A 14,059-nucleotide genomic window follows, 5' to 3' on the forward strand; every position below is an offset into this window, starting at 1 on the left:
GTGGCGATGCGCCGGCCGGGGCCGGGGCATCGCCACTGGGGCAGGAGCTAAACTAGCTTAGAAGGTGTAGCTGGCGCGGGCGTACAGGGCGCGGCCGACCGGATCCGTGTAGCGTGGATCGTAACCCTTCTGGAACAGCGTACCCTGGTTCGAGAACGGTGGTTCCTTGTCCAGCAAGTTCTTCACGCCGGCGGTCAGGCTCAGGCCTGCGAAGCCGGTGTAAGTGCCCGACAGGTTCCACAGCGAGTACGACGGCACCGAGTTCTTGAACTCAGGCGCGAGGTCCAGGTTCTGGTCGGTGTAGCCGGACTTGTACGACTGGGCCAGCGTCGCGCTCCAGGTGCCCAGGCGCCAGTTCAGCGCGGCGTTGTGCTTCCAGCGGAACACTGGATTGTTGGCGGCGTAGCGGCCGACGTTCTGGATGAATGGACCGTCGCGCTCGTCCTGGTACTCATACTTGTGGACATAGGTGCCGTCCACGGTCAGCGTGAAGTTGCCGTAGCCGGTGGTGCCGGAGCGCAGCGTCAGGCTCATGTCGACGCCGTCGGTGTTGACCTTGCCCAGGTTTTCCTTCAAGTCCAGGATCGCGTACGGCGAGCCGTCCGGATTGCGCAGGAAGCGCGCCTGGTACTTGGCGTAGTCGCCGTAGATCGCTTCTTCCGGCAGCGCGTTGATCTTGTCCTTGAGGCGGATGTTCCAGTAGTCCAGGGCCAGCGTCGCTTGCGGGATAGGCTCGAGCACGATGCCCATCGAGAAGGTCTTCGATTTTTCCGGGCTCAGGTTGGCGTTACCGCCTTGCAGCTTGAACTGTTGCAGGTCGCAGTCGCGCAGCGGGTTGGCGATCGGGTTGCTCGACAGCTTGCCGCCCGGGCACAGGATAGGATCGTTGTACGAGTTGTTGGTATCGTTCTTCGAGCGCGGTGCATTTTTCTCGAACAGCGTCGGTGCGCGGAAGCCGGTCGAGGCCGAACCGCGCAGCAGCACTTGCTTGGTCGGCTGGTAGCGCACGCCCAGTTTCGGGTTGGTGGTGCTGCCGACGTCGCTGTAGTCATCGTAGCGGGCGGCGAACTGCACTTCCAGGTCTTTCAGCAGCGGCATGTTCAGCTCGCCGAAGATGGCCTTGATGGTGCGGTCGCCTGCGGTCGATTGCGAACCCGACAGGCCGGAGCTGGCGGCCTGGCCGGCGATGTCGCGGTTGACGAAGAAGTCCGCCTCTTCGCGGCGCAGTTCGGCGCCGACGGCCACCGCCAGCTTGCCGCCGGCCAGGTCCATCAGCTCGCGGCTGGCTTTGGCGTCGATGCCGGTGTTGCGGGTCTTGCCGTTCTGCACCTGGCCGCGCAGCGCGGTGCTGTCCAGGTAGGTCTTGCCGGCCGCGTCCTGCAGGCCGAACGGATTGAGGATGCCGTTGGCGACGCCGGCGGCGAAGCTGTCGTCGCGCACATAGCCGCCGGTGAAGTATTCGGCCGAGCGGCTTTCGGACAGCGTGAAGCCGGCCTTGTAGTCCCAGTCCTTGTACAGGCCTTCGGCGGCGATGCTCAGGCGGTCAGCCGCACCCTTGGAATTGATGGTGCGCTGGCCGGCTTCGGTCGGACGCCAGTTGACCGACAGCGGATCGCCCGACAGGCCAGGCATGGCCGGCACGCCGCCCGAATTGCCCGGATAGTATTTGCTCGACTTCGGCAGGATCAGGCCGGTCTGCGGCGGCGGCGCGGTGTGCGACACCACATCGTTTTCCGCGTGCAGGTACTCGATCGAAGCCTGGTGGTCGTTGTTGATCTTGAAGGTGGCCTTGCCGAAGAAGGCGGTCTGCTTTTGCGCCGGCAGATCGTCGATCAGGCGGGTGTAGTCTTCGCGGCAGGTGCCGTTGCTGGCGCGCGGCACCGACAGCGGCGCGTCGCAGCCCTTGGCGAAGCCGGGGTTGCCGGTCGCGCCCGAGGTCGGGTCGAAGTAGTTGCCCGGATAGGTGGTGCCGGAGGTCAGGTTCAGGCCGCGCTCGGGGATCACGCCGGTCTTGGAGAACTCGCGCTGTTGCGAGGTCAGGATGTCGAGCTTGTGGTAGTCGAACACGCCGAACACGTTGAAGCCGTCGGCGTCCAGGTCGCCGTAACCGGTCGACAGGTTCAGGCGATGCTCGTCGGCGCCGACCTTGCGTGGGGCGACCGCTTCGGCCGTGATGGTGGTGGTCTTGACCGAACGCTTGGTGATGAAGTTGATTACGCCGCCGATGGCGTCGGTACCGTAGATCGCCGAGGCGCCGTCGCGCAGCACTTCGACGCGTTCCAGGGCCGACACCGGAATGATGTTCAGGTCGACGCTGGCGCCGTCATACGGGTGGTTGGCGATGCGGCGGCCGTTCAGCAGCACCAGGGTTTTGTCGCCGCCCAGGCCGCGCAAGTCGGCGCTGGCCTGGCCGCCGGTCGGCAGGCCGCTGCTGTTGCCGCCGACCACGTTGCCGGAGCTGAAGCTGGAGCTGTTCGACGGGATGCGGTCCAGCACTTCCTGGGCCGTGGTCAAGCCTTGCTTGACGAAGTCGTCCGATTTGAACACGGTCAAGGGGTTGGCCGTTTCCGACACCAGGCGCTTGATCGAGGAACCCGTCACTTCGACGCGCTGGATCGGCTGGTCGGTGGTTTGGGCTTGCGCCAATGGAGCGATCAGGCCCAGGCCCAGCAAGCCGCCGGTGCACACCAGGCGCACGGATCGCGCCAATACTGTTTCAACCATCATTATTTCTCTCTCCCATTTGAAAACAATGAACACCAAGTAATGCAGTCTTTTTTGAGTCTTATGTAAAGAACCCGATGTTCTTCACTTCTTCATAAGAGCATCCGCCCGTCTTTACTGTCAACGAACAAACGTTTATCAATGAACAAAATTGCCACAATCGGAGGAAAATCAAAGATGCATCAAATTGGTGCAAAAAGACGCTCTAATTCGGTGCGAAACGCTTCTCGGTGCATAAAACATTGTTTGAAAACTAAAAAGAAGGGAAAGTATTGTCACGGCGTCGTGGTCGTGCAACATGGTGGTGCAGGGGAGGGCGTGCGGGGGCGTGGGCGGCCGGAGGGCGGGACGTTACATTAATGCGACAGTTGATGTTGCATCAAAGGAAAAGACCCCGTCTTCCGAAAAAGACGGGGTCTTGCGGAAACCGGGATGAGCCGGTCACCAAAGGTTTAGAACTTGTACGAACCAACCAGGTAGAACTGGCGGCCCAGCGGGTCGGTGTAGCGACCGTCGTAGCCGGACTGGTTACCACCGCCGGCGTTGCGGATGGTGAACGGCGGAGCGATGTCGGCGATGTTCTTGATGCCGGCGGTCAGCGTGAACTGCTTGCTGAACGCGATCTTGCTCTGCCAGTCGAGGGTGGTGTACGAGGACACGCGACGCTTGAAGGCAACGTAGTCGCCCAGGCTGCCGTCGGCGTTGACCGTGCGGACCACGCTGTCGTCTTCGCTGTACACCTGGTCGGTGTAACCCGAGTGGTAGTTGGCCGTCAGCGCGTGGGTGAAGCGGTCGCTGGTGCGCAGCGAGGCGGTCACTTTCGAGATCCAGCGGAAGGTCACGTCCGAGTAGGAGTTGAAGCGGCCGATGTTCTTCTCGACGCCGCTTTCAGGGGTTTCCTGTTCAGCTTTGCTCATGAAGGTACCGGTCCACTGCACGTTCAGCTTGCCGTACGGGGTGGCGGTTTTGTAGCTGTGATCCCAGTCGATGCCCTGGAAGTGCGACGACGCCAGGTTGAACGGGGTCAGCGCGGCGGCCAGCACGTTCTGCTTCTGGATCGGGTCGAAGTAGGTGCGCAGCAGGCTGTCGTACAGCTTAGGATTGCCGAACACGGTGTCTTCCGACAGCGTCTGGATCTGGTTGTTCAGCTTGACGTCCCAGAAGTCGAAGCCGATCGACAGGCCGGCAGCCGGTTCCAGGCGGAAGCCCAGGGTCGCTTGCTTGGACTGTTCAGGCTTCAGCGCGCCGGCGCCGGTGGCGGCGTTACCGCCGGTCAGCAGGTTGTATTCCGACGAACCTGGGTTGCACAGCGGGAAGCGTGGATCGCTAGGCGCGGTGATCGGGCAGGCGTGGAACTGCGACGAACCGCCGTTTACCAGTGGCTTGACGATGTTGGTCAGGCTAGGCGCCTTGAAGCCGGTGCCGTAGGAACCGCGCAGCAGCAGCGTGTCGATCGGATTCCAGCGCAGCGCCAGCTTGTAGGTGGCTTTGCTGGCGGTCTCGCCCTGCGAACCGGAGGCGATCAGATTGCCGGCGGTGTCGAAGTTCTTGTCGTTGGTGACAGCGCTGAAATGATCGTAACGGGTCGACGCGGTCAGGTCCATCGACTTCATGATCGGCAGCAGCAGTTCGCCGTAGGCGCCCCAGTTCTTGCGGCTGGCGTCGATCGGCAGTGCGCCGGCGCCGCCGCCAACGATGGCGTCGGTGAAGTTAGGCTGTTGCTTGTTCTGGCCTTGCGAGTACGCATCCGGGGCTTCCGAATAGTGCTGCTTGGTGAAGTCGGCGCCGAGCGCCAGTTGGGCGGTGCCCGCTGGCATCTTGAACAGTTCGGTCGAAGCGCTGGCTTGCAGCACGTCGATCTTCGACTTGGTCTCGTTGAGCTGGTTGTGCAGCACGGCTGGCGCCAGCACGTCCTTCGAGCTGCCCGACGGTGCGAACGGATCGAACTTGCCGTTGTTGACCAGGGCGTCGAAGGCGTCCAGGCTCATGTAGCCGCCGGCGGCGGTGTCGGTCTGGCTGTTTTCCGAGTGGGTGTAGGCGGCGCGGTAGTCGAAGCCCTTGAACGAGCCGTCGAAGCCGAAGGCCAGGTGCTTGGCTTCGGTCTTGTACTGGTCGGCGCGGCCGCCGGCGTCCACCAGGCGCAGGTTCATCGATACGGTCGTGACCGAGTTCGGATCGATGCCCAGGCGCGACAGGTAAGGCAGGATGGATTTCTTGTACAGCGCGCTGCCGACCGGAATACCCAGCGGCTGTGCCGGTGCCGCGTACTGGGCGGTGTTGCTGAACGACGAACCCAGCGCTTCCAGGAAGAAGTTGGTGTTGTCGTTGACGCGGTAGTTCAGCGAGCCGAACACGCTGTCGCGCTTCAGGCCTGGCGTGTCTTGCACGGTGGCGGCGTAGTCGAACAGGCAGCGGTTGCCGACGTTGAACAGGTTCGGGCCGTTGCACTTGCCGGTTTCCAGGAAGTTCGGGCCGAAGGATTTGCTGGTGGCGGTGCCGGTGGCGTCTTTGTACTTGACGGTGGCGTTGCCTGGAATCGAGTTCGAGCTCAGCTGGTACAGCGAGTAGTTCTTGCCGTTGTCCTGGAAGGCGATCACGCCCGATTTCGAGAAGTCGCGCTCGGAAGCGTACATGGCCTTGCTCTCATCGTGAGCCGCCGACACCAGGATGTTGAAGCCATCCTTGTCGATGTCGCCCCAGCCTTTGGAAATCGACACGTTGGTGGTCTGGCCGCCACTGCTCTTCGGCGAGTTGAACGAACCTTCGATGATGGCGTCGGTCTGGTTCTTTTTCAGGATGAAGTTGACCACGCCGGCGATCGCGTCCGAGCCGTACAGGGTGTTGGCGCCGTCGGTCAGGATCTCGACGCGCTCGACTGCCGCCAGCGGGATGCTGGCCAGGTTGACGGTGGAGCCGGAGGTGGCTGGGGCCAGGCGGCGGCCGTTCAGCAGCACCAGGGTGTAGCCTTCGCCGATGGCGTGGATGGAGGCGGTCTGCAGACCACCGCCGCCGCCGTTGACGGACATCGAGGAGGTGGTGAAACCTTGCATCGAAGGCAGGGTAGCGATCAGGTCGGCAACGCTGCTGGCGCCGCTTTGCTCGATCTGCAGCTTGGACAGCGTCTGCACCGGCAGCGCGCCTTCGGACGTGATGCGTTTGATGCTGGAGCCGGTGATTTCCACGCGCTGGATCGTTGCATCCGGAGCGGTCTGAGCTACAGCCGCTTGCATGCCGAGCGCCAGGCCACTGGCGCAGATCAGGCGTACCGAGCGGGACAATACAGTTTCAACCATCATTATTTTTTGCTCCCAATTTAAAACGATGTAAACACAAGGGTGTGATTTATTTTTTTTATCGGCGATGCCTTGCCGTCTGAAAAAAACACCAACGTTCTTTTCGTCTTTTCATCAGATCACTCGCCGACATCGACTGTCAACGGACAAGCTTCCAAGCTGATAGCTAAAGGTTATTCTTTACGTGATTGCAACAATGATCCAAAAGTGGACGTAAAAACGCTCTAATTTGGTGCGTCCAGCAAAAAAACTGTCTGTAACATTGATTTAGTATCAAAAAAGAAGGGAAAATCTTGTGACTTCGTCGGTTGCATGCAACAAGTTGGTGCGGTGCAATTTCATGAACCTGCGTTCATGCTGCAACGTGGCGTTACATTTATGCGACAAGCGCTGGTGTGTCGGGCCCGCTGTGCTCGCGACGGCGTATTAGTCATTCGCTATCACCCAGGAGGCATTTCGGCCGCCGGCGATTTGTTGTATTGTTCAAGCACTTATCAGCGGCCAGAGGAAGTGTATGCAGTGCATCAAATTCGCCGCCGCCGTGAGCGCCGCCTGCTGGTCGCTGGCCGTGCTGGCGGCGCCGCCGGTCAAGACGCTGCGCTACATCCTGCCGGCGGCCGAAGCCAGTTTCGATCCGGCGCTGGGGCGCGATCTCTATACCGGCCACATCACCGAAGCGATCTTCGAAACCCTGTACACCTACGATTACCTGGCGCGCCCGGTCAAGCTGGCGTCCGAGACGGCGGCGGCCTTGCCCGAGGTGTCGGCCGACGGCAAGACCTATCTGATCCGCCTGAAGCCGGGCGTGCACTTCACGCCCGATCCGGCCTTCGGCGGCAAGCCGCGCGAGCTGACCGTGGCCGACTACGTGTATTCGTGGAAGCGGCTGTTCGACCCCCGGCTGGCCTCGCCGAACAGCTGGCTGCTGGAAGGCAAGGTGGTGGGCCTGGACGCGCTGGCCGAGCAGGCCAAACAGACCGGCCGCTTCGACTACGATGCGCCGGTGCCCGGCCTGGAGCAGATCGACCGCTACACGCTGCGCATCCATCTGACGCATAGCGACTTCAGCCTGGGCATGATCCTGGCCTACGAACCGATGGCGGCCGTGGCGCGCGAAGTGGTGGAGAAGTACGGCGACAGCAAGGGCGAGGTCGCCGGCCATCCGGTCGGCACCGGCGTCTACAAGCTGGGGCAGTGGATACGCGGCAGCCGCATCGTGCTGGAGGAGAACACCGGCCATCGCGCCGAGTCGTGGAACTTCGAACCCAGCGCCGAGGACCGCGCCGACGACGAGCGCATCATCCGCCAGATGCAGGGCAAGAAGATCCCGCAAATCGGCCGCATCGAGATCAGCATCCAGGTCGAGGACCAGTCGCGCTGGCTGTCCTTCACCAGCGGCGAGGCCGATCTGTTCTGGCTTGACGGCCCGCTGGCGCCCAAGGGCCTGGCCGACGGCAAGCTGCGGCCGGAGCTGGCGGCGCGCGGCATCCAGCTGTCGCGCATCGTCGACCCGGTGCTGACCTATTACTACTGGAATATGCGCGATCCGGTGGTGGGCGGCTTCGGCAAGGAGAAGATCGCCCTGCGCCGCGCGATCGCGATGGCGCACGATGTCGACGAGGAAATCCGCCTGGTGCTCAACGGCGAGGCGCGGCGGCTGGAGTTTCCCATCCCGCCCGGCGTGGAAGGGCACGATCCTGATTATCAGGGCCTGCTGCGCTACGATCCGGCGCTGGCCAACCAGCTGCTGGACCGCTACGGCTACAAGAAGGGCGCCGACGGCTGGCGCACCCTGCCGGACGGCAAGCCGCTGCTGATCCACTACACCTCGCGCAACGAGGCGGCCGGCGTGCTGATGGCCGAGCTGTGGCGCAAGACCTACACGCGGCTCGGCATCCGCATGGAAAACCAGCGCATGATCTTCAGCGACATCCAGCAGGCGGAACTGCTGTGCAAGCTGCAGACCCGCACCTACCAGTGGATGGCCGATTACCCCGACGGCGACAACTTCATGCAGCTGTTCTACGGCCGCAACATCAACCAGAACAACAACGGTTGTTACCAGGATCCGCAGTTCGACCAGTGGTACGAAGCCAGCCACGCCATGCCGCCGGGACCGCAGCGCGACGCGCTGTACCGCAAGATGGCACGGCTGCTGGAAGTGCAGGCGGCGGCGATGCCGGCCTATTCGCGCTACCGCAGCATGCTGGCGCAACCGGCCGTGCTGGGGTATAAGAAGCATCCCATCCTGCATCAGGAATGGAAGTACATCGATATCGAGCGCAAGGACTAGAAATGTTGGCTTATATTGTGCGGCGCCTGTGGCAGATGCTGCCGACCATGCTGGGCGTGGTGCTGCTGGTGTTCGTGCTGTTCAACTGGGTGGGCGGCGATCCGGCCTACATCCTGGCCGGCAAGATGGCCAATGCCGAGAGCATCGCCAACATCCGCCATCAGCTGGGTGTGGACCAGTCGTATCCGGTGCAGCTGTGGATCTTCATCAAGCAGATCGCCAGTTTCGACTTCGGCCTCAGCTGGGCGACCGGGGAGCCGGTGTCGCACATCATCGCCACGCGGCTGGGGCCGTCGATGACGGTGCTGCTGCCGTTGACGCTGCTGGAGACGCTGCTGGGCATCGCGCTGGCGCTGGCTGTCGCCTTCGTGCGCGGCTCGCTGACGGACCGGGCGGTGATGATCGCCTGCACCGTCGGCATGTCGGTCAGCATCCTGGTCTACATCATCGTGTTTCAGTACGGCCTGGCTTATCAGCTGGGCTGGTTCCCGGTGCAGGGTTGGGGCGAGAGCTTCTGGGAGAACCTGCTGCGCTACGCCACCTTGCCGATCCTGATCGGGCTGGCGGTGTCGATCGCGCCGACCTTGCGCCTGTACCGCAGCTTCGTGCTGGACGAGGTCGGGCAGGATTATGTGCGTACCGCGCGCGCCAAGGGTTTGAGCGAACGGCGCGTGATGTGGGTGCATGTGCTGCGCAACGCGGCCATCCCCATCATCACGCATGTGATGGCCAATCTGCCGGCCCTGCTGATCGGCGCCTTTTTGCTGGAGCGCTTCTTCGGCATCCCGGGTATAGGGCGCGAGGTGATACTGGCGGTCGAGCGCAGCGATTTCCCGGTGATTAAGGCGATCACCGTGTACGTGGCTGCGGCCACGATGGTGTTCAATCTGTTGACGGACCTGATGTACCAGGCGGTCGATCCGCGGGTGCAGCTGACATGACGGCCGTCGTGCACGCCGGGTCGCCCGGACTGTGGCTGCTGGCCTGGCGGCGCTTGCGCGCGGACCGCGTGGCCATGGTGTCGCTGGCGGTGGTGTCGGCTTTCCTGCTGATGCTGGTGTTGTCGGCCAGCGGACTGATCGTGGCGGATTGGGAGGCGGAGGTGGGCGTGAGTTATGCGCCGCCGGGCTTTGTGGGCGCCACCCCGGCGTCCAGCGAGACGGCTGTCCCTGCCGCGCCGGCGCAGGCCTTGCCAGAGAATCCATTCGATCCGCTGGCCGACGACATCCGCGCCTTGCGCGCGCAACTCGCGCCCGCTGCGGCAGGGGCGGTGGAGATGTACGGCGTCGCCGATCCGCTGGCCGACGACATGGCGCAATTGCGCGGTGCGACCGCGACGGCCGGCGCGGGCTCGCTGGCGACGGCGGCGGGCTCGGGCGCGGCGACCCATGCTGGCGCTGCTCGGCGGCCGACGCTGCCGTTCGGCGGCGACAAGTGGGGCCACGACGTCATCAAGAAAACCATCAAGGGCGGCGAGACCTCCATCGTGGTCGGGCTAGTGGCCGCCTTGCTGGCGGTCAGCCTGGGCACCTTGTTCGGCGCGCTGTCGGGCTACTGGGGCGGGGTGGTGGATGACTGCTTCAACTGGTTCTACAGCATCTTCACCGCGATTCCCTCGGTGCTGATGATACTGGCCGTGGCCGCCGTGCTGCAGCAGAAGGGCGTGCTGACCATCGTGCTGATCCTCGGCCTGACCGGCTGGACCGGCCCCTACCGCCTGATCCGCGCCGAATACATCAAGCACAAGTCGCGCGAATACGTGCTGGCCGCCGACGCCATCGGCGTCTCGCACTGGAGCAAGATGTTCACGCACATCTTCCCCAACGTCAGCCACGTCGCGCTGGTGCAGATGTCCATCCTGGTGGTGGGCTTCATCAAGGCCGAGGTCATCCTCAGCTTCCTCGGCTTCGGCGTGCCGGTGGGCGTGGTTTCGTGGGGCAGCATGCTCAACGAAGCGCAGAACGAATTGATACTCGGCCGCTGGTGGCAACTGAGTGCCGCCGCCATCGCCATGGCGCTGCTGGTGACGGCCTTCTCGCTGTTCACCGACGCCCTGCGCGACGCCCTCGATCCCAAGGTGAAATGATGAGCGCTCACCCTCTTGATAATCCACTGCTGGAAATCAACAATCTGCGTATCGCCTTTCGCAGCGGGCGCCGCGCCACGGTGGACGCCGTCAAAGGCGTGTCCTTCCAGGTACCGCGCAACGCCACCGTCGCGCTGGTGGGCGAATCGGGCAGCGGCAAGTCGGTCAGCTCGCTCGCGGTGATGGGCCTGCTGCCGGCCGACAGCGCCATCATCGATCCCGTCAGCCGCATCCTGTTCGACGGCCGCGACCTGCTGGCGCTGTCCGCCGCCGAACGCCGCGCCTTGTGCGGCAAGGAGATCGCGATGATCTTCCAGGAGCCGATGTCGTCGCTGAACCCGGTGTTCACGGTCGGCGCGCAGATCGCCGAAGTGCTGCGCCTGCACATGGGAATGAGCGCGGCCCAGGCCCGCCGCCGCACGCTGGAACTGCTGGACGAGGTCGGCATCCCCGATCCGGAGACCAGGATAGACGCCTATCCCAGCCAGATGTCCGGCGGCCAGCAGCAGCGGGTGATGATCGCCATGGCCATCGCTTGCGAGCCCAGATTGCTGATCGCCGACGAGCCGACCACCGCGCTCGATGTCACCATCCAGAAGCAAATTCTGGAGCTGATCGCGCGCCTGCAAAAGCGCCACGCGATGGCGGTGCTGTTCATCACCCATGACCTCGGTCTGGTGTCGGAAATCGCCGACCACGTGATCGTCATGCGCCATGGCGAGGTGCGCGAAGCCGGCCCCGCGCGCGCCGTGCTCGACCAGCCGCAGGATGGCTACACCAAGGCGCTGCTGCATTGCCGGCCGTCGCTCGATGCGCGGCCCTGGCATCTGCCGGTGATTGCCGACTACCTGGCTGGCGTCGAGCCGCAGCGCTACGCAGGCGGCGACATCGCCGAAGGGCAGGGCGTCACGCCGCTGCATCCGCTTGAGCGCCAGCGCGGCAGCGGCCCGGACGACGAGCCGCTGCTGGTGGTGAGCAATCTCAGCAAAAGTTTTTACCAGCGAGAAGGCTGGTTCGGCCGGCGCGAGTTCCAGGCGGTGAAGGATGTCTCGTTCACGCTGGCACGCGGCAAGACCCTGGGCGTGGTGGGTGAGTCGGGGTCCGGCAAGACCACCGTCGGCCTGACGCTGCTGCGGCTGCACCAGGCCAGTGGCGGCAGCGCGCTGTTCGATGGCCGCGACCTGCTGGCGATGTCGGCGCGCGAATTCCAGGCATACAAGCGGCGCATCCAGATCATCTTCCAGAATCCGTACGCCTCGCTGAACCCGCGCTTTACGGTCGGCCAGATCCTGATGGAGCCGATGCGCATCCACCGCATCGGCGCCGGCGAGCGCGAGCGCGTCGCGCTGGCGCATCAGCTGCTGGAAAAGGTCGGGCTGCCGGCATCGGCCTTCCAGCGCTATCCGCATGAGTTTTCCGGCGGCCAGCGGCAGCGCATCGCCATCGCGCGCTGCCTGGCGATGAAACCGGAGATTCTGGTGTGCGACGAGTCCGTCTCTGCGCTGGACGTGTCGGTGCAGGCTCAGGTGCTGAACCTGCTGCAGGATCTGCAGGATGAGTTCGGACTGTCGTACATCTTCATCTCGCACGACCTGTCGGTGGTGAAGTACATCGCCGACCAGGTGATGGTGATGCACCAGGGCGCGGTGGTGGAAATGGCCGATTCGGACCAGTTGTACCGCGATCCCCGGCACCCGTACACGCGGGCCTTGCTGGCCGCAATACCGCGTCACGGTTAAGCGCTTTTTAAGATAAGATATCCGTATGGCGAACTTAATCCTTCTATTGCAAGAATATGGCGTACTGATCGTGTTCGCGATCGTACTGGTTGAGCAGATCGGCCTGCCGATTCCTGCGTTCCCCTTGCTGATCGTGGCCGGCGCCTTGTCGGTCGATGGCGACAGCAGCTGGCTGGCCGTGCTGTCGGTCAGCGTGGTTGCCTGCCTGATCAGCGACTATTTCTGGTTCCGCGCCGGGCGCTACTACGGCAAGCGCATCCTGCGCCTGCTGTGCAAGATTTCCCTGTCGCCCGACTACTGCGTCAGCCAGACCGAAGACAATTTCAACCGCTGGGGCCCGAAGGCGCTGGTGGTGGCCAAGTTCATTCCCGGCTTCAACACCATCGCGCCGCCGCTGGCTGGCGCCATGGGCACCAGCAACGCCACCTTCCTCGGTTTCAGCATCGCCGGCGGCATCGTCTGGAGCGGCACCGGCATCGCCATCGGCGCCGGTTTCCACACCCAGATCGACCAGGTGCTGGAGATCCTGAGCACCATGGGCACCACCGCGCTGATCGTGCTGGGCGTGTTGCTGGTGTTGTTCGTCACCTTCAAATATATCGAGCGCAAGCGTTTCCGCCAGTCGGTGGAAATCGACCGCGTCACCATCGACGAGCTGAAAAAGTTGCTGGAGCAGGGAAAGGAGCCGGTGCTGATCGACGCCCGCAGCGTCACGGCGCAGATGCTGGAGCCGGCCGTACCGGGCGCGCTGCTGTTCAACGGCGGCGAACCGATACCGGAGCTGGCGGCGCTGGCCAAGGACCGTCACATCATCGTCTACTGCAGCTGCCCGAACGACGTCACCGCCGCCCACGTGGCGAAAGAGCTGATCGGTCACGGCTACAGCCGCGCCAAGCCCCTGCACGGCGGCCTGGACGCCTGGAACGCCGCCTTCGGCGTGCCCCGCGAAGTCGACGAGGGCAATACGGCCTCGGTGGGTTAATCGCTAGTCCGAGGCTGATCGCGAATCAGCCTTAGGTCGTCGTGATCGTATTGGTAATAGAACGTTCCATTTAGCCCCTGCTCATTGCGCATTCCCCGGATCACCAGCAAGGTGCTGTCGCGACGGAACTCGATGGGTTCCTTCGTTACGTCCTGGAAGCAGCAAACAGTGAATGGCAGCCAAGTCACGTTTCCGCTGCGGGCGTCCAGAATCACTCCCATTAAGCACTGCGTCCCGCAACCCCAGGTACTCAGCACATAACGGCCGGCGAAATTTACCGGCTGTTTTGCGGCCGTGTTCAGCCTGGTGCGAAACTCACGGTCGGCCGGAGTGCGAAATATGGGTTTTGCTACGGGGCCCGTGTAGTTTTCGCTGGTACGAAAGCGGGAGAATGGGGGAGCCTCCGCCCTCGCGTCCATGACGGTCAGAGCAAACGTAGTGATGGTCAACAAGTGAAATATGGGCGTCATGGCTAGTACCAGTGGTGTCTTTGCCAGAATTTCCGGGCCTTGGCCGCACTATGATAGCGCTGGCGAATGTATCGTATGCCTCCCTGGCATTCTTCCAGGTCGTTGCCGAACGAATCTGCTCCATTCGGGTTGAGCTCGTAGTTGTTTCTTAGTAGCTGGAACAAGCCCCGCGCCGTAGAGTGACTGTTGCGTGCGTCAACTTTGCCACTGGATTCCTGCGCCATAATCCACAACAGATCTTGAAACTGTGTGGTCGGAACTTTTTCTAGCCGCATTGCCTCCCGCAGTGCGGTTTTCGACGACTCGGGAACCACCGATGGATCCCGTTCAGACGTATCTCCGTGCGCAACTCTTTTCTTGCGTGTGGCATGCGTGGCCATTGGAGCTCTCCCGTTACGACTATGAAGACTCAAGACTGACTTCATTTATCCCTGCCGTTTTGAGACCGCTCAACCGTAGTTCAGTCCGCAAT

Annotated in this window: 8 protein-coding genes; 5 read left to right on the plus strand and 3 right to left on the minus strand. The window is 63.0% G+C overall.

The window, feature by feature from the left end:
- Nucleotides 1–57: 57 nt before the first annotated feature.
- Nucleotides 58–2,724: a TonB-dependent receptor gene (locus GEV02_RS05525; protein ID WP_152837517.1), complete on the minus strand. Its 2,667-nt coding sequence runs from the start codon at nt 2,722–2,724 to the stop codon at nt 58–60.
- Nucleotides 2,725–3,176: 452 nt separating this feature from the next.
- Nucleotides 3,177–6,020: a TonB-dependent receptor domain-containing protein gene (locus tag GEV02_RS05530; protein WP_152836939.1), complete on the minus strand. Its 2,844-nt coding sequence runs from the start codon at nt 6,018–6,020 to the stop codon at nt 3,177–3,179.
- Between the two features lie 511 nt (nt 6,021–6,531).
- On the opposite strand from GEV02_RS05530, the gene GEV02_RS05535 reads away from it, so the two are divergent.
- From GEV02_RS05535 to GEV02_RS05555, 5 genes are read left to right on the plus strand one after another with little or no spacing between them, the layout of a single operon-like run.
- Entirely contained in the window at nt 6,532–8,310 is a 1,779-nt protein-coding gene (locus GEV02_RS05535; RefSeq protein ID WP_152836940.1) for an ABC transporter substrate-binding protein, read from the plus strand.
- A 2-nt stretch (nt 8,311–8,312) separates the two neighbouring features.
- The gene (locus GEV02_RS05540) at nt 8,313–9,251 is read left to right on the plus strand and encodes an ABC transporter permease (RefSeq protein ID WP_152836941.1); all 939 of its coding nucleotides are present in this window, start codon (nt 8,313–8,315) and stop codon (nt 9,249–9,251) included.
- Nucleotides 9,248–10,396: an ABC transporter permease gene (locus GEV02_RS05545; RefSeq protein ID WP_152836942.1), complete on the plus strand. Its 1,149-nt coding sequence runs from the start codon at nt 9,248–9,250 to the stop codon at nt 10,394–10,396. Before GEV02_RS05540 ends, GEV02_RS05545 begins: the two co-directional genes overlap by 4 nt.
- Entirely contained in the window at nt 10,396–12,135 is a 1,740-nt protein-coding gene (locus tag GEV02_RS05550) for an ABC transporter ATP-binding protein (protein ID WP_217433112.1), read from the plus strand. Before GEV02_RS05545 ends, GEV02_RS05550 begins: the two co-directional genes overlap by 1 nt.
- Nucleotides 12,136–12,160: 25 nt before the next feature.
- Nucleotides 12,161–13,117 (plus strand): VTT domain-containing protein, encoded by a 957-nt coding sequence (locus tag GEV02_RS05555; protein ID WP_152836944.1) that lies wholly within the window; start codon nt 12,161–12,163, stop codon nt 13,115–13,117.
- A gap of 472 nt (nt 13,118–13,589) precedes the next feature.
- Here the strand turns inward: GEV02_RS05555 and GEV02_RS05565 are convergent, their stop codons facing one another.
- Nucleotides 13,590–13,967 carry an aggregation-promoting factor C-terminal-like domain-containing protein gene (locus tag GEV02_RS05565; protein ID WP_152836946.1) on the minus strand — a complete coding sequence of 126 codons (378 nt, stop codon included), beginning with the start codon at nt 13,965–13,967 and terminating at the stop codon, nt 13,590–13,592.
- Nucleotides 13,968–14,059 lie beyond the last annotated feature (92 nt).

It is taken from the genome of Rugamonas aquatica, assembly GCF_009380215.1.
Classification (GTDB): Bacteria; Pseudomonadota; Gammaproteobacteria; order Burkholderiales; family Burkholderiaceae_D; genus Rugamonas; species Rugamonas aquatica_B.